Raw genomic sequence first — 21,966 nt, 5'->3', positions numbered from 1 at the left:
CAGGCCAGGAACCGGGACGCGCAGATCGCCGACCGTAAGTTCACGGCCGAGCAGGAGACCGCGGCGGAGAAGAAGGCGCGGAAGCAGGCGAAGAACCGGGACGCGCAGATCGCTGACCGTAAGGAGACGGCGAAGCGGGAGACGGAGGCGGAGCAGAAGCGTCAGGCGAAGAACCGCGACGCGCAGATCGCCGACCGTAAGTTCACGGCCGAGCAGGAGACCGCGGCGGAGAAGAAGGCGCGGAAGCAGGCGAAGAACCGGGACGCGCAGATCGCTGACCGTAAGGAGACGGCGAAGCGGGAGACGGAGGCGGAGCAGAAGCGTCAGGCCAGGAACCGGGACGCGCAGATCGCCGACCGTAAGTTCACGGCCGAGCAGGAGACCGCGGCGGAGAAGAAGGCGCGGAAGCAGGCGAAGAACCGGGACGCGCAGATCGCTGACCGTAAGGAGACGGCGAAGCGGGAGACGGAGGCGGAGCAGAAGCGTCAGGCCAAGAACCGCGACGCGCAGATCGCCGACCGTAAGTACACAGCGCAACAGGAGACCGCGGCGGAGAAGAAGGCGCGGAAGCAGGCGAAGAACCGGGACGCGCAGATCGCTGACCGTAAGGAGACGGCGAAGCGGGAGACCAAGGCGGAGCAGAAGCGTCAGGCCAAGAACCGCGACGCCCAAATCGCCGACCGTAAGGAGACGGCGAAGCGGGAGACGGAGGCGGAGCAGAAGCGTCAGGCCAAGAACCGCGACGCCCAGATCGCCGACAAGAAGCAGAGCGTGACCAAGAAGCCGCAGACCAAGGCGCAGAGCGCCAGCAGGAAGGCTGCCATCGCCAAGCAGTCAATGGCGGCCTGATCGCCTGGTGGTGGGGCTCGCGGAGCCCCACCACCACACCTCAACGACCAGCGGGCGTGACCGAGAGCATCCGTCCCGCGAGCCCACGGGCCCGCACGGTCAGCCTCTTGGCGATGTCCTTCAACACCGTCGACGCCGGGGCCTCAGGGTCCAGCTTGACCAGCGGGGTCCCCGCGTCGCCGCCTTCACGCAGCCTCGGGTCCAGCGGGACCTGGCCGAGCAGCGGCACCTCGGAGCCGACGGCCCGCGACAACGAGTCCGACACCGTCTGCCCGCCGCCCGCGCCGAAGATGTCCATCCGAGTACCGTCCGGCATCTGCAGCCAGGACATGTTCTCGATCACGCCGGCGATCCGCTGACGGGTCTGCAGCGCGATCGCGCCCGCCCGCTCGGCCACCTCGGCGGCGGCCTGCTGCGGCGTGGTGACCACGAGGATCTCGGCGTTCGGGATCAGCTGCGCCACCGAGATGGCGATGTCGCCGGTGCCAGGCGGCAGGTCCAGCAGCAGGATGTCCAGGTCGCCCCAGAACACGTCCGCCAGGAACTGCTGCAACGCGCGGTGCAGCATCGGCCCGCGCCACACCACCGGGGTGTTGCCCGGCGTGAACATGCCGATGGAGATCACCTTCACGCCGTTGGCCTGCGGCGGCATGATCATCTGCTCGACCTTGGTCGGCTTGCCGGTCGCGCCCAGCATCCGCGGCACCGAGTGGCCGTAGATGTCCGCGTCGACCACGCCGACCGACAGGCCGCGTTCGGCCATCGCCACGGCCAGGTTCACCGTCACGCTGGACTTGCCCACGCCGCCCTTGCCCGAGGCCACGCAGTACACCCTGGTCATCGAGCCGGGCTCGGCGAAGGGGATCTTCGGTTCGTCACCGCGCAGCGACCTGCGCATCTCCGTGCGCTGCTGGTCGTTCATGACGTCCAGTTCGACGCGCACGTCGCGCACGCCTTCCAGCGCGGACACCGCGGTGGTCACGTCACGGGTGATCTTGTCCCGCAGCGGGCAGCCCGCCACGGTCAGGTACACGCCGACGTCGACAAGGCCGTCCGGGTGCACCGTGACGTCCTTGACCATGCCGAGGTCCGTGATCGGCCGGTGGATCTCCGGGTCCTGCACGCCCGCGAGCGCCTTACGGACCGCTTCGACAGTGGGTATCACCTTTCTCATGCTACGGCGGGTAGACCGAAACGCCGTGGTCGGCCTTATGAACTAGGGCACTTGAACCGGGGCACTGTGCATCCGCTTGCGCGCGTTCCGTAACATCGGACTGTGCCGGAGTTACGGGCAACCCGGTTGCCTACCCGTGGCGAAATGGACGCTTGGCGCTCATTTCTGCGCGCGCACGCCAAGGTGACCCGGTGCCTCGAGGCTGAACTGCTCGCCGAGCAGCGCCTTTCCCTCGGCGCGTACGACGTGCTGGCCGAACTCGCCGAAGCGCCCGGCCAGTGCCTGCGGATGGCCGAGCTGGCGGAAGCCGTCCTGCTGTCCCGCTCGGGCGTCACCCGGCTGGTCGACCGGCTGGAACGCGCTGGTCTTGTCGCGCGGGAACGCGTCGACGGTGACGGCCGTGGTGTCGTGGCCCGGCTGACGTCCTCCGGCGCGAGCAGGCTGCTGGTGGCGTCACGGACGCATCTGGCGGGTGTCGTCCGGCACTTCGTGGAGCTGTTGGACGAACAGGAACTCAAGACCCTGGGTGACCTGGCCCAGCGGGTGGCCGACGCTCAGCCCTGATTGTCCTGCCAGGCCGGGTTGTCCTTGATGCCTTCAGCGGAGGCACGGCGGCGCGGTTTGGCGTTGAGGTCCTGCCGCAGCCGGTCGAGTTCGCCGCGCAGGTAGTCCCGTGTCGCGACCTCGCCGACGGCGATGCGCAACGCGGCGAGCTCGCGTGCCAGATACTCGGTGTCGGCTTTGGTCTGCGCCGCGCGTTTGCGGTCTTCCTCAAGCGAGATCCGGTCACGGTCGTCCTGGCGGTTCTGCGCCAGCAGGATCAACGGCGCCGCGTAGGCCGCCTGCGTGGAGAACGCCAGGTTGAGCAGGATGAACGGGTACGGGTCCCACTCCAGCGACGCAGCGGTCAGGTTCAGCGTGATCCACCCGATCACCAAGAGCGTCTGCCAGAACAGGAACGTGCCGGTGCCGAGGAACCGGGCCAGCCGCTCGGAGAACCGGCCGAACGCTTCGGGGTCGAACTCGACCCGCAGCAGCCGGCGCGGCCTGCCGGGCTGGTCGAGCCTGCGGCGGGACAGCAGTTCAGGCATCGGTGGTGGCCTCCCACAACCCGTTCTCCCGCCAGCCTTCCGGCAGCAGGTGGTCGAGCACGTCGTCAACGGTGACCGCGCCGATCAGGTGCTCGCTCTCGTCGACCACCGGCGCGCAGACCAGGTTGTACGCGGCGAAGTACCTGGTCACCTCGGCCAGTGACGCCGTCGGCGGCAGCTTGGCCAGTTCGGTGTCCAACGCACCGGCGACGAGCTCCGACGGTGGCTCACGCAACAGCCGCTGCACGTGGACGCAACCCAGGTAGCGGCCTGTCGGCGTCGCCGAAGGCGGTCGCGTGACGAACACCATGCTCGCCAGAGCCGGTGTCAGGTCGGGATTGCGCACGCGCGCCAACGCTTCCGCGATCGTGGCGTCCGGCGTCAGCACGACGGGCTCCGGCGTCATCAGACCGCCCGCGGTGTCCGACGAGTATTCGAGCAACCGTTTGACCGGTGCCGACTCCTCCGGCTCCATCAGTTCCAGCAGCCGGTCCTTGTCCCGTTCGGACAGTTCGGCGAGCAGGTCGGCGGCGTCGTCGGGGTCCATCGCCTCGAGGATGTCGGCCGCGCGCTCGTCGTCGAGGTGCGCGAGCAGCTCCTTCTGGTACTCCTCGCCCAGTTCCTCGATCACGTCGGCGAGGCGCTCGTCGTCCAACGCGTCCGCGACCTCGTAACGCCGTTTGGGAGGCAGGTCGCGCAGCGCCACGGCGACGTCAGCCGCGCGCATGCCCTCGAAGACCGCCAGCAGTTGTTGCGCGCCTTGGGGTTGGGCGGCCAGTTCGAGAATCCCCGGGCCTCGTACGTCCTCCCACCTGACGATCCCGACGGGCCCGCGTCTGCCGAACCGTCCGACACGCTCCCGTATCGCGACGCGTCCGAGCACCCAGTCCCGCGTGCGTGTCGGCTCCATGCCGATGTCCTCGACGGTCGCTCTCGCCCCGGTCGCCTCGACCGTGACGGGCGCGTCCAGCAACTGGCCGACGACGAGGACCTCGTTGGGGCGCTGGTGGAAATGCCGCAGGTTGACCGACCCGGTCGACAGCGTCACGGCGTTGGCCTCGATCGACGTGACCCGCAGCATGGGGACGAAGATGCGTCGTCGCGTCGCCAGTTCGACGACGACCCCGAGGACCCTGGGCGGCAGACGGTCCGTGCGCAGCCCGGCGACGATGTCGCGAACCCGGCCGATCTGCTCACCGTCCGGCCCGAACACCGCGAGCCCGGCGAGCTGACCCGCGAAAACCCGGTTTGTGGCGGCCACGCGACCAGGCTAGTCGGCCTCAGCCGACGCTGCGCGGCTGCGCGGCTTCTACCCTTCGTGAGTGTTTATCCGTGTTCTAACCCTGATAAACACTCACGATGGTGCGCAAGCAGAAGGACGCCGAGCCCGGCGACGGGCGGGTGCAGGACCCGGTCACCTGCTGGTGCGTCCTGGTGGAGGAGACGCTAGGCAGGGGTGAGAGCCAGCGATGGCGGCTGTCGGACGTCCGCAAGTTCGACACCCGGGAGGAGGCACTCGACGCGGCGGCACAGACCGCGCTGGAGTACCAGCCGCAGCACCCGGCGTTCGAGAAGGACCGGGAGATCTACCAGATCGGCGAGGACTCGTGGGTCGTCTGGCTGCAGGGCGCGACGAGCGACTACCACTTCCGCGTGTCGGTCGCGCGGCACCAGGCTGGGTGAGGCAACGCGGGACGCACCCATCGCGTCCCAGTGGGCATGGTTGGAGAGCAGCACGACCCGGAGCCCGAAGAGGTCACCAGACGGGTGCCGGCAGGCAGGTGGTGTGTCCTGATCGAGGAGTCCGTCGGGCACAGCAGTTACATCCGGTGGGAACTGACGCGGATCAAATCCTTCGGCAGCCGGGACGACGCCGTGCGGGAGGCCGCGAACCTGGCCCGGACGTATGAGCCCGAACATCCAGCGAAGCAGCGTAGCCGCCGGATATTCCGTACCGGAACCGACCTCTGGACCGTACAGGTACGCGGCACCAACGACCGCACCGCCCATTTCCGGGTGATCGTCGCCGAGCCCGAGACGCCGTAAGAAAGGGTGCCGGGCGTGAACGCGGCGAGGATCACAGGGCGATCACGCGGAAAAGCCGACTGATCACATGGTGTGCCGGTTGCTATGAGCACGCCCACAAAAATGTTTGATCAATTTTGCGCCGGCCGGGTCACGGGGTAACGCTTGTCGGCATGAGCAAACGCTTTCGGATCTTCCGCAAGCGTTCGGAAGACGACCTTCTTGAACGCAGCATGCGGACCTGCCCGGGCTGTCAGGCCGACGTGCACGTGTTCGCCGCCGGGTGCCGCCACTGCGGCTACGAGCTGGATATCGCCAGCTGAGAGCCGCTTCACATCGCACGTCCGGGATCAAGCGCGATACTGACCGGTAACTGTCCTCGACGTTGACCAGGAGCGCGCCATGGCTCGCCTTGCCCAGACCGCCGGACTGACCGACATCCAGCGCGAAATCCTCGCGACGGTCCGGGGATTCGTGGACAAGGAGGTCATTCCGCACGCCCAGGCCCTCGAACACGGCGACGAGTACCCGAGCGACATCGTCGAGGGCATGAAGGAGATGGGCCTGTTCGGGCTGACCATCCCCGAGGAGTACGGCGGTCTCGGCGAGTCGCTGTTGACGTACGCGCTGGTCGTCGAGGAGATCGCGCGCGGCTGGATGAGCGTTTCCGGCGTGATCAACACGCACTTCATCGTCGCGCACATGATCAAGCAGCACGGTACCGAGGAGCAGAAGCAGTACTTCCTGCCGAGGATGGCCACCGGTGAGGTGCGTGGCGCGTTCTCGATGTCCGAACCGGACCTCGGCTCGGACGTCGCGGCGATCAAGACGAAGGCCAAGAAGGACGGTGACTCGTACGTCATCGACGGCCAGAAGATGTGGCTGACCAACGGCGGAACGTCCACTTTGATCGCCCTGCTGGCCAGGACCGACGAGGGCGCGCCGAAAGCGCACCAGAACCTGACCGCGTTCCTGGTGGAGAAGCCGGCCGGTTTCGGCGAGGTGGCGCCGGGCCTGACGATCCCCGGCAAGATCGACAAAATGGGCTACAAAGGCGTCGACACAACGGAAGCGGTGTTCTCCGGCTACGAGATCCCGGCCGGCCGGGTGCTCGGTGAGGCGCCGGGCAAGGGCTTCGCGCAGATGATGGACGGCGTCGAGGTCGGCCGGGTGAACGTGGCGGCGCGCGCCTGCGGCATCGCGATCCGCGCGTTCGAACTGGCGATCGACTACGCCCAGCAGCGCAGGACCTTCGGCAAGCCGATCGCCGAACACCAGGCGATCGCCTTCAAACTGGCCGAGATGGCCACCAAGGTCGAAGCCGCCCACCTGATGATGGTCAACGCGGCCCGCCTGAAGGACTCCGGTGCCCGCAACGACGTAGAGGCGGGCATGGCCAAACTGATCGCCTCCGAGTACTGCGCCGAGGTGACCCAGGACGCGTTCCGCATCCACGGCGGCTACGGCTACTCCAAGGAGTACGAGATCGAGCGCCTGATGCGGGAGGCCCCCTTCCTGCTGATCGGCGAAGGCACGAGCGAGATCCAGAAGACCATCATCAGCCGCGGCCTCCTGCGCGAATACAAAACCCGCAGCTAAACCCTCGTGAGTGTTTATCAGGGTTAGAACACGGATAAACACTCACGAGCGTTCTGAGGCGCGCCGCCGGCGGCGACGTTTCGCCAGGCCCGGGAGCAGCCGGGTTCGCATCCTGATGTCCGGCTTGGCAGGATGGAACCACAGCGTGCTGGCGTGGAGAGGTGAACTGTCGTGGCCGGTGGTTTTTCTGGGCAGGGGCGGCCCAATCCGGGGTTGCCGCGGTTGCCGACGCCGCCGACGGGGTGGCCGATCGGTTCCTATGACACGTACGAGGGTGCCCAACGCGCGGTCGAGCATCTGGCCAGCGAGGACTTCCCGGTCACCGAGGTGACCATCGTGGGCGTCGACCTGATGCTCGTCGAGCGGATCGTCGGCAGGCTGACCTGGGGCAAGGTGCTGGGCACCGGTGCGCTTTCCGGCGCGTGGTTCGGGTTGTTCGTCGGTGTGCTGCTCGCGTACTTCTCCAACCAGGGCGGCATGTCGTTCGGCCCGGTGCTCGTCGGAGTCGTGGCGGGGGTGTTGTTCGGGCTGACGTTCGCGGCCGTCAGCTACCTGTCCACGCGTGGCCGCCGCGATTTCGCGTCGGCGAGCCAACTGGTCGCCGGTCGTTACGACGTGCTGTGCCAGCCGCGCAACGCGGAGCGTGGACGGGACCTGCTGGCGAAGCTGTCAATGCGCCCATCGGGTGGTACCCCGTAATACCTTGATGTAATCGTGTCTGCAGACACTGGCCATTCGCTTGCGAGGGGTGATCAACCCGCCTAAGTTCAGTGGGCCCGAGCGCGTTACGGGTGAGGTTGGGCACACCGCGTTCGGGGGCACACCGAGGTGCCGGGCGCGCGGTGAGGGGCATGCCCGGTTCCTCGCAGGACGAGGAGGCAGGGTTCATGCGCAGCGCCAGTCGCACGGCGCGGAAACGCCTTGTCGCGGCCGTCGGGGCGGCACTAGTCGCCGCTCCGCTCTTGACCGCGTGCGGATCGGACTCGGGTATCACGATCAACGTGTACTACGCACCCGAGCAGGTCTTCGACAAGGTTGTCGCGAAGTGCAACGAGAGGGCCAACGGCCGATACACCATTGTTTACAACAAGCTGCCCCGGGAGGCGGACGGGCAGCGCGAGCAGATGGTCCGCAGGCTGGCCGCCAACGACTCCGAAATGGACATCCTCGGGCTCGACGTGGTCTGGGTGGCGGAGTTCGCCGAAGCCGGCTGGATCCTGGAGTGGACGGGGCAGAACAAGGCCGAGGCGGAGCGGGACGTGTTCCCCGGGCCGTTGAGCACGGCCCAGTGGAACGGAAAGCTCTACGCCGCAACGAAGAACACCAACGTGCAACTGCTCTGGTACGACAAGCGGGTCACGCCGACGCCGCCGCGGACCTTCGACGAGATGATCACGACGTCCGAGCGGCTCAGGGATGAGGGCAAGCCCTACCAGATCCTGCTGACCGCGGCCGAGTACGAAGGCCTTGTCGTCAACTACAACACCATCGTCAACTCCGCGGGCGGGAACATCCTGTCCGAGGACGGCAAGAGCGTCGTGATGGACCAGGGCGCGGTGAAGGGCCTGGAGATCCTCAAGCGGCTCTCGACCGCCGGGGTCACCGCGCCGGATCTGACCGCGGCCAAGGAGCAGCAGGTCCAGCTGGGCTTCCAGCAGCCGGGTGGCAAGGCGGCGTTCCAGATCAACTGGCCGTTCGTCTACGCCAGCATCCAGACGGCCAACCCCGAGTTGTTCCAGAACCTGGGGTGGGCGCAGTACCCGGGGGTGAATCCGGGCGAGCCGTCGAAGCCGACCATCGGTGGCTACAACCTCGCGGTCAGCTCGTACTCGCGGCACCCGCAGGAGGCCTTCGAGGCCACACTGTGCCTGCGTGAGGCCGAAAGCCAGAAGTACCAGGCGGTTCTCGAGTCGCTGCCGCCGACCATCCAGTCGGTCTACGACGACCCGACACCGGTCGATCCGTCGAAGCCCGCGGACCCGAAGAACAACCCGACGATGGACCAGGCGTACCCGATGAAGGACGCGATCGTCCCGTCGCTGGAGGACTCCGCGGCGCGGCCGCTCACCCCGGCGTACCAGAACGCGTCGACGGTGATCTCGACGATCCTTTCGCCACCGACGGCGATCGACCCACCGGTCACCGCCGATCGCCTGCGCCGTGAGTTGCAGGACGCGCTCCAGTCGAAGGGGGTCCTGCCGTGACCGAGACCGCGGTCAAACCCGCACCCGCCAAGGCCGCGAAGAAGCCGAAGCCGGAACTCAGCGAGGGAAAACGCGCCGAACGCAGACTCGGCTGGCTGCTGTGCGCGCCCGCGGCGCTCGTGATGGTCGCGGTCACCGGCTGGCCGATCATCTACTCGGTCTGGCTGTCCATGCAGCGCTACGACCTGCGGTTCCCCAACCAGAGCGAGTTCGTCTTCCTGGACAACTACATCACCGTGCTCGGCAGTGAGTACTGGTGGACCGCGTTCGGGCTGACCACGCTGATCACGGTCGTCTCGGTGATCATCGAGTTGGTGCTCGGCATGTGCCTGGCGCTGATCATGCACCGGACTATCGTGGGCCGGGGCCTCGTCCGGACGGTCTCGCTGATCCCGTACGGAATCGTGACCGTGGTGGCGGCGTTCTCGTGGCGCTACGCCTGGGACGACAAGACGGGCTATCTCAGCGCCCTGTTGTCGAGCGAGTCGGCGCTGATCGACCAGACGTCCGCGTTCTTCACCGTCGTGCTGGCCGAGGTGTGGAAGACCACGCCGTTCATGGCGCTGCTGCTGATGGCCGGCCTGGCACTGGTGCCGGACGACCTGCTCAGGGCCGCGGCGATGGACGGCGCCGGGCCGTGGCAGCGGTTCACGAAGGTGATCGTGCCGGTGATGAAGCCGGCCATCCTGGTGGCGCTGCTGTTCCGCACCCTGGACGCGTTCCGCATCTTCGACAACCTCTTCGTGCTCACGCCGGGCACGTCGTCGGTGTCGATCCAGACCTACAACAACCTGATCAAGGGTCTGAACCTGGGCATCGGCTCGACCATGTCGGTGCTGATCTTCATCACGGTCGCGATCATCGCGTTCCTGTTCATCAAGGTGTTCGGCACCGCTGCGCCGGGGTCCGACTCGGGAGGTAAGCGCTGATGGCCATGATGGCGACCCGGACGCCGGGCCGGGTGTTCAAGTGGACCGTGGTGGACGTCGTGGTGGTGGTCTACGCACTGGTCCCGGTGCTGTGGATCCTCTCGCTGTCGTTCAAGACCAAGGACGCGATCGCCGACCGGAGCTTCATCCCGACCGAGTGGACGTTCCAGAACTACGCCGACATCTTCAAGACCACGGACTTCATCAGGGCGCTGGTGAACTCGATCGGCATCGCGGTGATCGCCACGGTGATCGCGGTGATCCTGGGGACCATGGCCGCGTACGCCATCGCGCGGCTGGACTTCCCCGGCAAACGCGCGCTGGTGGGCGTCTCGCTGCTGATCGCGATGTTCCCGCAGGTGTCGCTGGTGTCCCCGCTGTTCGAGATGGAGCGGGCGCTCGGGCTGTTCGACACGTGGCCCGGCCTGATCCTGCCGTACATCACGTTCGCGCTGCCGCTGTCGATCTACACGCTCTCGGCGTTCTTCCGTGAGATCCCGTGGGAGCTGGAGAAAGCGGCCAAGATGGACGGTGCGACGCCGGGCCAGGCGTTCCGCAAGGTGATCGCGCCGCTGGCCGCGCCGGGCGTGTTCACCACGGCGATCCTGGTGTTCATCTTCTGCTGGAACGACTTCCTCTTCGCGATCTCGCTGACGTCGACGAACGCGTCGAGGACGGTGCCCGCGGCACTGCAGTTCTTCACCGGCGCCTCGTACTTCGAGGACCCGACCGGGACGGTGTCCGCGGCGGCCGTCGTGATCACCATCCCGATCATCCTGTTCGTGTTGTTCTTCCAGCGCCGTATCGTCGCGGGGCTGACCTCCGGTGCGGTAAAGGGTTGATCATGGCTGAAATCGTGCTTGACAAGGTGACCAAGCGGTACCCGGACGGTGCCCTCGCGGTGTCCGAGGCGGACTTCACGATCGCCGACGGCGAGTTCGTCATCCTGGTCGGCCCGTCCGGCTGCGGGAAGTCCACCACGCTCAACATGATCGCCGGTCTCGAGGACATCTCCGACGGCGAGCTGCGCATCGACGGCCAGCGGGTGAACGAGAAGGCGCCGAAGGACCGGGACATCGCGATGGTGTTCCAGTCGTACGCGCTCTACCCGCACATGAGCGTGCGGGAGAACATGGCGTTCCCGCTCCGGCTGGCCAAAGTGGACGACAAGGTGGTCCGGCAGAAGGTCGAGGAGGCGGCGGCCACGCTGGACCTGACCCAGCACCTGGACCGCAAGCCGGGCAACCTGTCCGGTGGCCAGCGGCAGCGGGTCGCGATGGGCCGGGCGATCGTGCGCAACCCCAAGGCGTTCCTGATGGACGAGCCACTGTCCAACCTGGACGCCAAGCTGCGCGTGCAGATGCGGACATCGTTGTCCAAGCTGCAGAAGCAGCTCGGCACCACGACGGTCTACGTGACCCACGACCAGACCGAGGCGATGACCCTCGGCGACCGGGTCGTGGTGCTGCGCGGCGGGATCGTGCAGCAGATCGGCTCGCCGCAGTTCCTCTACGAGCAGCCGTCGAACCTGTTCGTCGCCGGGTTCATCGGCTCGCCGTCGATGAACTTCCTGCCCGCGACGCTGGCCGACAACGAGGTCAACTCGCCGATCGGCAAGTTCGCGCTGACCGACCGGATCCGCTCGTTGGTGGAGGCCGCGGGCGCGCCCCGTGAGGTGATCCTCGGCATCCGGCCGGAGCACTTCGAGGACGCCCGGCTGCTCGACGAATCGGCCAAGTCGGGCGGCGCGACGTTCACGGCGTCGGTGGACGTGCTGGAGTCGATGGGCTCGGACAAGTACGCCTACTTCACCGTGGAGGGCGACCAGGCCACGTCCCAGGAGCTGGAGGAGCTCGCGGCCGACTCCGGCTCGGCCGACGTGCCCGACCGCGGGTCCCAGGTCGTGACCCGGCTTTCCGCGGCGTCCGAGGCCACTCAGGGCGGCTCGCTGGAAGTCTGGTTCGACGCCGACAAGGTGCAGCTCTTCGACCCGTCGAACGGCAAGAACCTGACCTACTCGGGCTGAACGACGGGGGAAGGCCGGCCTGCGGGCCGGCCTTTCTTTTGGCCTGCCGTCATGCAAGCATGCTTGCGATATGCTAGCATGCAAGCATGGCGCAGGTGAGCTGGCGGGCAGACGAGGACTTGGTGGACCGCGTCCGCAGGGCGGCGGCGGCGCAGCGGCGCAGCATGAACGACTTCATCACCCTGGTGCTGGAAGCGGCGACGAATCCCGACCTGGAACAGGACGAATACACGAGGGTGAGGGAGCGGCTGAGCCGGATGGACCTCGTGGTGACGCCCATGCTCGTCTACGTCGATGACGAGGGGCATGAGCGGCCTCGGACACGCCCGTCCCGGGAAGCGGTCGAGAAGGCGAGAAAGGCGGCAGGCAGGGGAAAGCCGCTGTCCGACTACGTGAGCGAAGGGCGCGGTGAGTGACCACTTTCGCTGATTCGTCGGCAGTGGTGAAGATCTATGCCGACGAGCCAGGACATGAGCTCGTGCGTGCGCGCCCGGTTCTTGTCGTGTCCCAGGTCGCACGGGCGGAGGTTCCTGCCGCGCTCTGGCGCAAGCAGCGCGACGGGATGTTCGAGCAGGTCGAAGCCGAGATCCTGGTGGCCGCCTTCGAGTCCGACTACTACGGAACCCCCGGTCACCCACTCCGATTCGTGGTCGTCGATCTCAACCCTGTCGTTCTGGAGGCCGCGGCGCGACTGACCCGGCGCCATGGCTTGCGAACACTGGACGCGATCCAGCTGGCCTCGGCGGTTCTCGCCGCGGAGGCGGATCCGGACATCACCGAGTTCGCCGCCTGGGACAAACACCTGCGCGAAGCCGCCCACGCCGAGGGGTTCACCCTGCTCCCCGCGTGAGCCCTGCCGTGTCCACCATTCCGGCACCGTGAAATGCCCGTTCCGGCACGTCGTGTCCACCATTCTGGCACGTCGTGTCCACCATTCTGGCACCTTGTGTCCGCCGTTCTGGCAGCTCGTGTCCGCCGTTCTGGCACGTCGTGTCCGCCATTCCGGCACCTTGTGTCCGCCGTTCTGGCACGTCGTGTCCGCCGTTCTGGCAGCTCGTGTCCACCGTTCCGGCAGCGGGTGTTCGCCGTGCTTCCGCTCGGTGCGCCGCGCTGACCTGCGAAAAAGCACTCGTTCGGCTGGCGTCACCGGCCCGGGAAAGATGTCATCCTGTACTGGGGGTGATCGATCATGGCGGAAAATGTCACTGTCGGTTGGCAGGTCGGCGCGGACGTCACCGACTGGCAGTTGACAGTCGAGTCGAGGGCACGGCGGGTGCGGGCCGACCTGGCCGCGTTGCCGCCCGCCCCGGCGACGGAAGTGGCGCGCAGGGCGGCCGAGGTCTCCCTGGAGATCGTGGACGCGGCACTGCGCAGCGCGGACAACAAGTGGTGGCGGTCAGGCGCGTCCTGGTGGTCGGGCTGGCACATCGAGCGGGCCTGGCGTGCCCTGCACGAAGCCGAGATCTACCTGGCCGCGGCCGATCCTGACCTGCAGTCGAGGCTGCCCGGTCTGAGAGCCCGCGTCCGGATGTACCTCGAAGAAGGCGACCCCCGCCGTGCGGCCGTGGAGCGGGAGAACCCTGACCGCGCGACGGTGGTGGACGCGATGCGGGCCGCGTTCGACGCCTCGGACGACGCCCACGCCGCGGCGAGGGCGCTCCGGAACAAGCTGATCGTCATCAGCTTGGCCTTGTTCGTGCTGAACACGGCGTTGGGGCTGGCCGGCATCCTCAAGCCCGGCCTGGTGCCGATGTGCATGCCGCCGAACCAGGCTGTGCCGCAGGAACTGTGCCCGACCGGAGGGGCGGCGGCGAGTGGCTGGGACGTCTGGATGGTGCAGCTGTTCGGCGCGCTGGGAGCCACGATTTCCGTTGTGCTGCTGTTGATCCGGCGCAGACCTGACCTGAGCCCGTACGTCCTGGTCGGATACCAGGCGTTGGTGAAGATCCTGTTGGGCGCCACGCTGTCCGTGGTCGGGCTGCTCGCGTTGGGCGCAGGTCTGGTCAGCGGGATCGTCTACGTCGGATCACAGGCCGCCTTGCTGCTCTGGGCGGTGCTCTTCGGTTACGCCCAACAGGTCGGCACGCGCCTGCTGGACAACTACGCGGACCGCCTGATGGACGAGGTCCGTCCGTTGCCCGACCGCGTCACAGTGGCGGGAGGTAAGCGCTAGCCGAGTCATCGCTGACGCAACGCGGCGATCACCTCGTCGTCCCAGCGGTGTGTCCGCATGAGCCGGTAACGCTGTTCGCTCACCGCGAGGTACGCCTCGGCCTCGGTCCGGTCGCCGATCAGCCCGGCCTGCCGCAGCAGGCTGACGACCGGCTGGAACTCCTCGGCGTAGAACCGGGCCGCCACCTCGGCGCGGGTGAGGAACCGGTTCTCGTCCTGCATCAGCCGGAATCCCCACGCCTCAACGGTTTCGCTCAGCACCGTGTACTGCCACGGGTCGCTGAGGACCATCGCGGCTCGCGCCGGGCCGGGCAGCGGCACGCGTTCCAGGAACAGCCTGCGGTCGTTCTTCACGATCAGGTCGCCGCGGAACCGGATCCCGTCCGCCGAGATCTTCGTGCGCACCTCGGTGACGTACGCCTCGATCGTGTCCTGCCCGAGCGCCAGCGCCACGGACACGCGGTGATGCCCGTCGGCCACGAAGTGCAGGTCGCCGACTCGGTAGACCTCGATCGGCGGGATCGGCTCGCCGCGTCGCTGTGCCCGCGCCAGGCGCTCCCACCGTTGACGCAGACGGCCGGACGTCGGCCGGAACCGGCGGTCGAAGTCCCTGGTCCGGTCCACGCTGCCGACGATCGAGTCGAGCCGGATCACCTGCGGGCCGAGCCGGCGTTCGCCCGCGCGCCCGAGTGCTTCCACGACCTCGTCGAACGGCAGCATGATGTTGACGTCGTCCGGTTCGCGGCGCAGCCACGCCGCCAGCCGCGAGAGCACCTGCCGGCGGCGTGCCTTCAGGAAGTCGTTCTCCGCGTCCGCGCGCGGAAAACCCGTGTCACTCTGCACTGTCACCTCCCGGCGTGATGTCCAGGATCCGGTAGCCGACCGTGTTGACGACCCTGGTGTCCTCCAGCCGCCGATCGGGACCGTCGTTCCCCGAAAGAACGTCGTCACCGTGCGGATGGATATGTCCGTGTAGCAGCCATGCCGGACGCATCCGGCGCACCGCGTCGTGCAGGCAGGCGAAGCCGCGGTGCGGTGGGTCCTCCCGGTCCCCGACCCCCAGCGGTGGTGCGTGCGTGAGCAGCACGTCCACGCCTCGCCCGTCACGACGGTACCGGCGCCGCGCGGCCCGGGCGAGCGTTTTCACCCGCCGTGCCTGCTGTCGCTCGGTCCACTGGTTCGGCCCGTCGCTGTACCGGATCGAGCCGCCGAGGCCGGCGATCCGCAGCCCCGCCACGTCCACCACTCGCCCGTCGGAGTCCACCCAGCCCTGCGGCCCGGGCCACCGCGCCGGGAAGCCGTCACGCATCCACAGGCCACGCCGCCGGGCATAGCCGCCCAGGTCGATGTCGTGGTTGCCGGGCACCAGGACACACGGCAGTTCGAGCGCGTTGGCGAGGTACTCCAGGTAGTCGAACGGCAGGTCGCCCGCGGCCAGCACGAGATCGACCGGATGCCGGTGGACCTGGTCGGTCCACAGCGATTCGACCACTTCGTCGGACACAGCCAGCACCTTGGGCACGGCACTGAGCCTACGACCGCATTTCGGCCGTCGCGCGGTCACGATCAATGTCCGACAATCGGGTACTCGCCAACGGGTACTGGCCGAGGGAGGACAGACCGGTGCAGGGAGATCAGGGCGGCATCCTGGGTGGGCTCGGCACCTTCTACCAGGGACTGCTCCAGCACGTCCGCGGCGCTCTGCCGGTACGGGCAGGCCGTCGCGTCGAGGACGACATCTACGTCACCGGCGGCACACACTGGAACGGCTACAGCCTCGAGTCGCTGATCAAGATGGTTTCCCGGGAGGCCAACCCGGCCCAGTTGCAGTTCCTGGCCGACACGTGGCGCAGGCAGGGCGAGAAGCTCTCCGCCAGTGCGGCCGACCTGCAGCGCTCGTTGGGCACGCTGATGCAGTTCTGGTCCGGCGCGGGCGCGGACGAGGCGCGCGGCAAGGTCGCGCACAACGCGCGGTGGATCGCCGGGCTCGGCCAGACCGCGACCCAGATCGCCGAACCGGTCGACGACTCCGGCGGCGCGCTGTCCTCAGCGCAGAGCACGATGCCGGGCGCGCCGAAGGGCGGTTTGTGGTCGGGGCTCGCGACCGCGGGCGGTGCCGCGGCGGCCGGGTTCGCCATCGGCGGCCCGTTCGGTGCCGCGGCGGGGGCGGTGATCGGCGGTATCGCGAGCGCGTTCGGGTTCGGCAGCGACAAGAAGAAGCTCAAGCGCAAGGCCGTGCAGACGATGACCCGGTACGAGACCGCGATCCTCGGCATCGACCGCGCCACTCCGCGGTTCGGCCCGCCTTCGGACGGAATCGTGGACCCGATCTGGAACCAGCCCGGCGGACGCGGTGGTGTCGGCACGATGCCGTCCGGCGTCAGACTGCCCGGATCCGGATCGGGCACGGGTGTGGGTTCCGGCGGTATGGGGTCGTCCGAGTGGTCGTACGGCACGACACCGTCCTTCGCGGACAACGCTTCCGCGCGGTGGGGTGCGCTGACCGGCGCCGGGCCGTACAGCGGCGGAATCGGCAGCGGAATCAACGTTGACGCGTTGCGTGACTCGAAACGGTTCGCCGGTGCGGTGCCTGGCGTCGGTATGCCGCCGATGTTCGGCGGCGGTGCACGGCCGACCGACCACGCGAACAGGTATGGCAGGGGCAATCTCGCCGGGTACGGGCCGGGCGGGATGGGCGCCGCACCGGGGCGGAAAGACGAAGAGCAGGAACACCGGCGGCGTTACCCGCACGAGGAGGACCTGTTCACCGGGGACCTGAAGGCCGCACCGCCGGTCATCGGACTGTAGGGGACAAGCGATGCACGAGGACGTACCGGCCGGGCAGGGCTGGCAGATCACGCCGGAGCGGTTGCGTGAGTTCGCCTCGGCGATCGCTCAGGTGAAGGCCGATCTGGACGCGGTCCGCAAGGAGGTCGCGGAGTTCCGCGATCCCGCGCTGATGCCTCAGCTGGGCACGAGCCCGCCCGCGCGGGAGCTGGCCGAGAAGTTCACCGACCGGATCGCCGGTGACCACGGGCTGGCCGGCCAGCTGGAGACGGCGTTGGCCAACCTGCAGGAGTTCGTCGACGGAGCCGAACGCACGGCGGCGAAGTACGAGGAGGTCGACGCGGCGAGCCGGGACGGTTTCCGTGAGTGAGGACGTCGCCCTGCACCCGATCGAAGTCGAGCTGCTGTGCGCGTTCGCCGAGGTGGAACCGCCGTTCCCGCTGGAGATCCCGGACACCGGGCTCACCGAGGCCGAACGCTCGGCGGTGTTCCACGCCGCCGGGGAACAACTCGCCGAGCGCGGGCTCGCCGACGACGAAGGCCCGCTCGGGCTCGCCGACGAGTTCGTGCACCTGCTGCGGTACGGCGGCGGAGTGCTGGATCTCGTTGTGGCGGAGGAGAAGACCACCGTCGGCGCGGTCGTGCTCGTGCATCGCGGCGACGCGCTGGTCGTCGTCCAACGGGCCGCCGATCCATTCGGGACTGTCGTGTTACGACAGGCCACACTCGACAGGGCCGTGGACGAGCTGTACCAGATCATCCCGCGCCTCGACGCCGCGCCGACCACGCCGTTCACGTTGCCGCGCAAGCCTTTGCAGGCCGCGTTCGAAGCACTGATCGCCGACCTGCCGACGGAGGACGGCGTACGGCCACGCAGGCTCCCGCCGCGGGTGGTCGAGGAAATCCTTGCCCAGCACGGCGTCGACGATCGCGTGTCCCGCCGGATGGTCCAGTACCTCCAGCCCGTGCTCGGCAACGGGCAGGCCGGAGTGGCCCGCAGGGCCGGACCGGACGGCGACTGGCACCGCGCCGGTGACGAAATCCGTTGGCTGGACACCGAAAACGGCCGCTACCAGCTGGACGGCGACGGCGACTGGATGAGCGTGAACCCCTTCGCCCCCGAGGAGATCCGTTCGGCGCTGCGGAAACTCGCGGCCACCCTGCGTTAACGCTGGGTGATCTCCACCTGCTGCGGGGATTGCAGCGAGTGAGCGCGGGCGCCCTCGGGGTTGCTGGCGATCGACATGGTGACCACGACGATCCAGGCGACGAGGATCGTGACGAGCCAGAACAGGGGGTTGAGCAGGAACCGGGACACGATGGCCTCCCTGTGGGTTCAGGGTGGTGGGCAGGGGGAAGGGAGAGGACAGCCGGGCGCACGCCCGGCTAGAGCCATCGGTTCTTGCGGAAGACGCGGTAGAGATACACGCAGACGGCCAGGATCACCAGCATCACCATCGGATACCCGAACGTCCACTTCAGTTCCGGCATGTAGTCGAAGTTCATGCCGTAGATCCCGGCGCCGCAGGTCGGCACCGCGATGATCGCCGCCCACGCGGTGATCTTGCGCATGTCGGTGTTCTGCTGCAGCGTGATCTTCGCCAGGGTGGCGTCGATCAACGTGTTCAGCATCTCGTCGAAGCCCGTCACGCGTTCCGTCACGGTCGTCAGGTGGTCGTCGACGTCACGGAAGTACGAGCGCACCTGCTCGGGCACCAGCGGTGTGTAGCCCTCGGCCAAGCGGCGCAACGGGTTGGCCAACGGGTTCACCGCGCGGCGCAGTTCGAGCACCTCCCGCTTCATCAGGTAGATCTGCTCGGCGCTGACCTGCGTGCTCGGCGCGAAGATGGTGCTCTCCATCGTCTCGATGTCGTCTTCGAACCGTTCGGTGACATCGAGGTAGCTGTCCACGATCCGGTCGGCGATCGCGTGCAGCACCGCGGCAGGGCCCACCTTCAGCCGCTCCGGCTCCTTGTCCAGTTCCGCCCGCAGCGACGCGAGCCCGGAGTGGTTGCCGTGCCGGACCGTGACGATGAAGTCCTTGCCGAGGAACGCCATCAGCTCGCCGGTCTCGACGATCTCGCTGGTGGTGTCGGGGGAGTCGTGCTCGACGAACCGGACTGTCTTGAGCACCATGAACAGCGTGTCGTCGTAGCGCTCCAGCTTGGGCCGCTGGTGGGCCTGGACCGCGTCCTCGACGGCCAGTTCGTGCAGGCCGAAGGTGTCCGCGATGCCCTTGATCTGCTCGGCGTCCGGCTCGTGCAGTCCGATCCAGACGAAGCCGTCGTTGTGCTCACGCACTTCGGCGATCGCGTCCGCGTGCGTCCAGCGGCCGGGCACACGGGTGCCGTCGCGGTAGATCCCGCAGTTGACCACATATGCCGAGACGGGCACCGGGAGTGGCGCCGGTGTGGTGCGGTCTGGCTTACCGCGCAGACTGCCGAGCGGGCGGAGCGCAGCCATGAGGCCTCCAACGTGGTTCGTGCTACGGGCGTGCGACGTGCCGGAGGGATCGGAATCCTCCCCGGCCGTGAGCGTCCCGGCCGGTACCGCGGGGCCTAACAGACCCTTCCGGTGGGGACGCTGCTGGTACTCGGCGCGCTATCTGTGCCACTCATGCGTCCTCACCTCCCAGGGTCGGGTCGTGTGAGCGGTGGAGTCGCTCACACACCAGTTGCACAGAATACTCCCTGTGCATCCAGACTGTCGTCTCTGGCCATCGGCAGCGTTACACGGAGGTAGTTCAAGTGCAGTTCGGTCGCTACTTCGAGGAGTTCGAGATCGGCGCGGTGTACAAGCACTGGCCTGGCAAAACGGTGACCGAGTACGACGATCACCTCTTCTGCCTGCTCACCATGAACCACCATCCGCTGCACATGGACGCGCACTACGCGGGCCAGACCACCGACTTCGGCAAGAACGTCGTGGTGGGCAACTACATCTACTCGCTGCTGCTCGGGATGTCGGTGCCGGACGTGTCCGGCAAGGCGATCGCCAATCTGGAGGTGGAATCGCTCAAACACGTCAAACCGACCTTCCACGGTGACACGATCTACGGTGAGACCGAAGTGCTGGACAAGACACCGTCGAAGTCCAAGGACGACCGTGGGGTGGTCTACGTGGAAACTCGTGGGTACAAACAGGACGGAACCATCGTGTGTGTTTTCCGTCGCAAGGTGATGGTTCCCAAGCGCTCGTACGGCGAGGCGCGGGGCGGCGAGCAGCCGGGACGCCCGGAGCCAAAGGGTGACAGCGCCTGATGGCGTCACTCGAGATGGCCAAGGCGAGGCTGACCAACTTCGCCGTGAACGAGGCCGCCGGCATCTCGCCGCTGTACGAACTGCTGGCCACGCACGCCAAGGACGACGACGAAGTCGCGGCGTTACTGGCCGCGGCACCGGAGAATTTCGCGCACGGCACGCTGTTCTTCGCCGCCGCGCAACGTCTCGTTCAGGCGGAGCCGTGGATCGAGCTGGCGAACTACTACCTGACGATGGGCGGCAGTTTCGGCCCGGACGAGCGGGTGTGGCCGCTGTTCCGTGAATTCGTGCTGGAGCGCGCGGACAAGATGCGGGAGCTGATCTCGACCCGGACGACACAGACCAACGAGGTGCGCCGGGCGGCTCCGCTGTTCCCGGCCATCGCGCAGGCGGCCAAGGAGGCCAAGGGGCCGATCGGGCTGCTGGAGGTCGGCACGAGCGCGGGGCTGCTGCTCGGCGTGGACCGGTACGGCTTCCGCTACCAGACCGAGGCGGGCGAGCAGATCAACGCGGGCCCGGCGAAGACACCGCTCGTGCTGACGTGCGCGGTGTCCGGCCGGCCGTTGCCCAGGCTGCCGAAGAAGCTCGCGGTGGGCGCGAAGGTCGGGCTGGACCGCAGGCCGATCGACCTGCGGGACGAGGAGGAGCTGGCGTGGCTGGAGGCGTGCGTGTGGGCCGACCAGCCGGAGCGGTCCCGGCGGCTGCGGGTCGCCGCGGAGATGCAGGAGAAGGACCGGCCGACGCTGGTGACCGGCGACGCCGTCGACGGGCTCGCGACGGCCGCCGCGCAAGTGCCCGCGGAGCTCCCTTTGGTCGTTCTGACGAGTCACGTGCTGCCGTACATGTCCGACCAACGGCGGCAGGAGTTCGTGGCCGCTGTGGCCGATCTGGCGGCCGGAAGGCCCCTCTGGTGGGTCAGCCAGGAGCACTACCTGGCCGCGATGGCCTACCTGGTGCCCGGCCGTAAGGACTTCGAGGACGGCTCCGGGGAGATCCGGGGCGTGCTCGGTCTCGTACGGTGGGAATCGGGCAAGCCCGACGTGCGGTTGCTCGGGCGCACCGGCCCGCATGGCCAAACGCTTATGTGGCTGTAGGAACTCACGCGCGCGGGAGCACGTCCCAGTCCCGCAGTGTGGGAGCGAGGCCCTCGGTGAGCAAATTCGTCCGTTCGAGTGTGGTGAACGTCGCCAGGTCGATCCACGCGACCTCGGCGGCGTCATCTCCCGGCACCGCGACACCCGCGACGACGTGGCATTCGTAGTCGTGGATCTCGTACAAACCGCTCGGAGCCGGCCGGGTGACGGTACCGACCAGACGGCCGATCGAGACCGTCAAACCGGTCTCTTCGAGCAGCTCACGGGCCACGGCGACGGCATCGGACTCGCCGGCTTCGACCCGTCCGCCGGGAATGGACCACAGGCCCTCGCCCGGGGCGTGCGCACGGCGAATCATCAAAAGACGGCCATATGTGTCGTGGGTCACCCCTCCGACGCACCTGATCTTACGAACCGACCCACCTTGCACGAGCACACAGCGTAGCGAGATCCGGCTGGGTGTCCGGGTGTGTGCTCCGAGTGCTGTACAACTCTCGTCAGCCGACCGCTTTGTGCGGTACAACGGTTTTCAACAGGCGCCATCGGGTGCGGAGAAGAGACGGGGTTGGTCGTCGTGAACACGAAGAAAATTCTCGTGTTGACCGGAGTCGCTTTGCTCGTGTTCTTCCTGGTTACTCAACCGCAAGCGTCTGCCGGCATCGTCAACAACATCCTGAGCACCATCAAGGACGCCGCGGAGGCACTGATTCTGTTCGTCCGTAGTGTCTTCAGCGGGTAGGCGCGAGATACTGAGCA

General features: G+C 67.7%; 28 protein-coding genes. 20 read left to right on the top strand and 8 right to left on the bottom strand.

Annotated elements, in window-relative coordinates; all coding sequences use genetic code 11:
* Positions 1 to 849 (top strand): coiled-coil domain-containing protein (locus GC106_RS33740; protein WP_173138958.1); only part of this gene is annotated, 849 nt, incomplete at its 5' end.
* Positions 850 to 889: 40 nt separating this feature from the next.
* On the opposite strand, the gene GC106_RS33735 is transcribed toward GC106_RS33740, so the two are convergent.
* Entirely contained in the window at positions 890 to 2,023 is a 1,134-nt protein-coding gene (locus tag GC106_RS33735) for an Mrp/NBP35 family ATP-binding protein (protein ID WP_173138956.1), read from the bottom strand.
* A gap of 144 nt (positions 2,024 to 2,167) precedes the next feature.
* Between GC106_RS33735 and GC106_RS33730 the strand changes: the two genes are divergently transcribed.
* Positions 2,168 to 2,587, top strand: a complete 420-nt coding sequence (locus GC106_RS33730) for a MarR family winged helix-turn-helix transcriptional regulator (protein WP_173138995.1) — start codon at positions 2,168 to 2,170, stop codon at positions 2,585 to 2,587.
* On the opposite strand, the gene GC106_RS33725 is transcribed toward GC106_RS33730, so the two are convergent.
* Entirely contained in the window at positions 2,578 to 3,114 is a 537-nt protein-coding gene (locus tag GC106_RS33725) for a DUF1003 domain-containing protein (RefSeq protein ID WP_173138954.1), read from the bottom strand. The two genes, GC106_RS33730 and GC106_RS33725, sit on opposite strands and share 10 nt — an antisense overlap.
* Entirely contained in the window at positions 3,107 to 4,375 is a 1,269-nt protein-coding gene (locus tag GC106_RS33720; protein WP_173138952.1) for a magnesium transporter MgtE N-terminal domain-containing protein, read from the bottom strand. The genes GC106_RS33725 and GC106_RS33720 overlap by 8 nt, the downstream gene beginning before the upstream one ends.
* A gap of 98 nt (positions 4,376 to 4,473) precedes the next feature.
* On the opposite strand from GC106_RS33720, the gene GC106_RS33715 reads away from it, so the two are divergent.
* The 12 genes from GC106_RS33715 (at position 4,474) to GC106_RS33660 (ending at position 14,070) form a co-directional block, all read left to right on the top strand.
* Positions 4,474 to 4,797 (top strand): hypothetical protein, encoded by a 324-nt coding sequence (locus GC106_RS33715; protein ID WP_173138950.1) that lies wholly within the window; start codon positions 4,474 to 4,476, stop codon positions 4,795 to 4,797.
* Between the two features lie 30 nt (positions 4,798 to 4,827).
* Positions 4,828 to 5,160: a hypothetical protein gene (locus tag GC106_RS33710; RefSeq protein WP_173138948.1), complete on the top strand. Its 333-nt coding sequence runs from the start codon at positions 4,828 to 4,830 to the stop codon at positions 5,158 to 5,160.
* A gap of 152 nt (positions 5,161 to 5,312) precedes the next feature.
* Positions 5,313 to 5,462 (top strand): hypothetical protein, encoded by a 150-nt coding sequence (locus GC106_RS33705; protein WP_173138946.1) that lies wholly within the window; start codon positions 5,313 to 5,315, stop codon positions 5,460 to 5,462.
* A gap of 79 nt (positions 5,463 to 5,541) precedes the next feature.
* Positions 5,542 to 6,738, top strand: coding sequence for an acyl-CoA dehydrogenase family protein (locus tag GC106_RS33700; protein ID WP_173138944.1), 1,197 nt, complete (start codon positions 5,542 to 5,544; stop codon positions 6,736 to 6,738).
* 171 nt (positions 6,739 to 6,909) lie between these two features.
* Complete coding sequence (locus tag GC106_RS33695) at positions 6,910 to 7,437, top strand: YflT domain-containing protein (RefSeq protein ID WP_173138942.1); 528 nt, start codon at positions 6,910 to 6,912, stop codon at positions 7,435 to 7,437.
* Between the two features lie 188 nt (positions 7,438 to 7,625).
* Positions 7,626 to 8,942 carry an ABC transporter substrate-binding protein gene (locus GC106_RS33690; RefSeq protein ID WP_173138940.1) on the top strand — a complete coding sequence of 439 codons (1,317 nt, stop codon included), beginning with the start codon at positions 7,626 to 7,628 and terminating at the stop codon, positions 8,940 to 8,942.
* Positions 8,939 to 9,871: a carbohydrate ABC transporter permease gene (locus GC106_RS33685; protein ID WP_312873081.1), complete on the top strand. Its 933-nt coding sequence runs from the start codon at positions 8,939 to 8,941 to the stop codon at positions 9,869 to 9,871. Before GC106_RS33690 ends, GC106_RS33685 begins: the two co-directional genes overlap by 4 nt.
* Positions 9,871 to 10,713 (top strand): carbohydrate ABC transporter permease, encoded by an 843-nt coding sequence (locus GC106_RS33680; protein ID WP_173138938.1) that lies wholly within the window; start codon positions 9,871 to 9,873, stop codon positions 10,711 to 10,713. Before GC106_RS33685 ends, GC106_RS33680 begins: the two co-directional genes overlap by 1 nt.
* A 2-nt stretch (positions 10,714 to 10,715) precedes the next feature.
* Positions 10,716 to 11,897, top strand: coding sequence for an ABC transporter ATP-binding protein (locus tag GC106_RS33675; RefSeq protein WP_173138936.1), 1,182 nt, complete (start codon positions 10,716 to 10,718; stop codon positions 11,895 to 11,897).
* An 86-nt stretch (positions 11,898 to 11,983) separates the two neighbouring features.
* Complete coding sequence (locus GC106_RS33670; protein WP_173138934.1) at positions 11,984 to 12,313, top strand: transcriptional regulator; 330 nt, start codon at positions 11,984 to 11,986, stop codon at positions 12,311 to 12,313.
* Complete coding sequence (locus GC106_RS33665) at positions 12,310 to 12,747, top strand: type II toxin-antitoxin system VapC family toxin (RefSeq protein ID WP_173138932.1); 438 nt, start codon at positions 12,310 to 12,312, stop codon at positions 12,745 to 12,747. The genes GC106_RS33670 and GC106_RS33665 overlap by 4 nt, the downstream gene beginning before the upstream one ends.
* A 339-nt stretch (positions 12,748 to 13,086) precedes the next feature.
* A complete protein-coding gene (locus GC106_RS33660) occupies positions 13,087 to 14,070 on the top strand; it encodes a hypothetical protein (protein ID WP_173138930.1) in 984 nt (327 codons plus the stop codon).
* A 5-nt stretch (positions 14,071 to 14,075) separates the two neighbouring features.
* Here the strand turns inward: GC106_RS33660 and GC106_RS33655 are convergent, their stop codons facing one another.
* Both GC106_RS33655 and GC106_RS33650 read right to left on the bottom strand, forming a co-directional pair.
* The gene (locus tag GC106_RS33655) at positions 14,076 to 14,912 is read right to left on the bottom strand and encodes a chromosome partitioning protein ParB (protein WP_173138928.1); all 837 of its coding nucleotides are present in this window, start codon (positions 14,910 to 14,912) and stop codon (positions 14,076 to 14,078) included.
* Positions 14,902 to 15,591: a metallophosphoesterase family protein gene (locus GC106_RS33650; protein WP_173138926.1), complete on the bottom strand. Its 690-nt coding sequence runs from the start codon at positions 15,589 to 15,591 to the stop codon at positions 14,902 to 14,904. The genes GC106_RS33655 and GC106_RS33650 overlap by 11 nt, the downstream gene beginning before the upstream one ends.
* 47 nt (positions 15,592 to 15,638) lie before the next feature.
* On the opposite strand from GC106_RS33650, the gene GC106_RS33645 reads away from it, so the two are divergent.
* Genes GC106_RS33645 through GC106_RS33635 form a run of 3 tightly spaced genes read left to right on the top strand, consistent with a single transcriptional unit; the run spans position 15,639 to position 18,025 of the window.
* The gene (locus GC106_RS33645) at positions 15,639 to 16,877 is read left to right on the top strand and encodes a WXG100 family type VII secretion target (protein ID WP_173138924.1); all 1,239 of its coding nucleotides are present in this window, start codon (positions 15,639 to 15,641) and stop codon (positions 16,875 to 16,877) included.
* 10 nt (positions 16,878 to 16,887) lie between these two features.
* The gene (locus GC106_RS33640) at positions 16,888 to 17,226 is read left to right on the top strand and encodes a hypothetical protein (protein WP_173138922.1); all 339 of its coding nucleotides are present in this window, start codon (positions 16,888 to 16,890) and stop codon (positions 17,224 to 17,226) included.
* Positions 17,219 to 18,025 (top strand): ESX secretion-associated protein EspG, encoded by an 807-nt coding sequence (locus tag GC106_RS33635; protein ID WP_173138920.1) that lies wholly within the window; start codon positions 17,219 to 17,221, stop codon positions 18,023 to 18,025. The genes GC106_RS33640 and GC106_RS33635 overlap by 8 nt, the downstream gene beginning before the upstream one ends.
* Here the strand turns inward: GC106_RS33635 and GC106_RS33630 are convergent.
* Both GC106_RS33630 and corA read right to left on the bottom strand, forming a co-directional pair.
* On the bottom strand, positions 18,022 to 18,174 hold the full coding sequence (locus GC106_RS33630) for a hypothetical protein (RefSeq protein WP_173138918.1): 153 nt from the start codon (positions 18,172 to 18,174) through the stop codon (positions 18,022 to 18,024). The genes GC106_RS33635 and GC106_RS33630 overlap by 4 nt on opposite strands.
* A gap of 68 nt (positions 18,175 to 18,242) precedes the next feature.
* Positions 18,243 to 19,319 (bottom strand): magnesium/cobalt transporter CorA, encoded by a 1,077-nt coding sequence (corA, locus tag GC106_RS33625; protein WP_173138916.1) that lies wholly within the window; start codon positions 19,317 to 19,319, stop codon positions 18,243 to 18,245.
* Positions 19,320 to 19,603: 284 nt separating this feature from the next.
* Between corA and GC106_RS33620 the strand changes: the two genes are divergently transcribed.
* Together GC106_RS33620 and GC106_RS33615 are read left to right on the top strand one after the other, a co-directional pair.
* Positions 19,604 to 20,116 (top strand): MaoC family dehydratase, encoded by a 513-nt coding sequence (locus GC106_RS33620; protein WP_173138914.1) that lies wholly within the window; start codon positions 19,604 to 19,606, stop codon positions 20,114 to 20,116.
* Positions 20,113 to 21,210 (top strand): DUF2332 domain-containing protein, encoded by a 1,098-nt coding sequence (locus GC106_RS33615; RefSeq protein WP_173138992.1) that lies wholly within the window; start codon positions 20,113 to 20,115, stop codon positions 21,208 to 21,210. Before GC106_RS33620 ends, GC106_RS33615 begins: the two co-directional genes overlap by 4 nt.
* Positions 21,211 to 21,214: 4 nt before the next feature.
* On the opposite strand, the gene GC106_RS33610 is transcribed toward GC106_RS33615, so the two are convergent.
* Entirely contained in the window at positions 21,215 to 21,640 is a 426-nt protein-coding gene (locus GC106_RS33610; RefSeq protein WP_173138912.1) for an NUDIX domain-containing protein, read from the bottom strand.
* 144 nt (positions 21,641 to 21,784) lie between these two features.
* Between GC106_RS33610 and GC106_RS33605 the strand changes: the two genes are divergently transcribed.
* Positions 21,785 to 21,949, top strand: coding sequence for a hypothetical protein (locus GC106_RS33605; protein ID WP_173138910.1), 165 nt, complete (start codon positions 21,785 to 21,787; stop codon positions 21,947 to 21,949).
* Positions 21,950 to 21,966: the final 17 nt, after the last annotated feature.

Origin of the sequence: Kibdelosporangium persicum, from assembly GCF_013280595.1 — a bacterium.
In the GTDB taxonomy this organism is placed as follows: domain Bacteria; phylum Actinomycetota; class Actinomycetes; order Mycobacteriales; family Pseudonocardiaceae; genus Kibdelosporangium; species Kibdelosporangium persicum.
The sequence above is the reverse complement of the archived record's forward strand: the minus strand, read 5'-3'. Positions and strand labels throughout refer to the sequence as shown.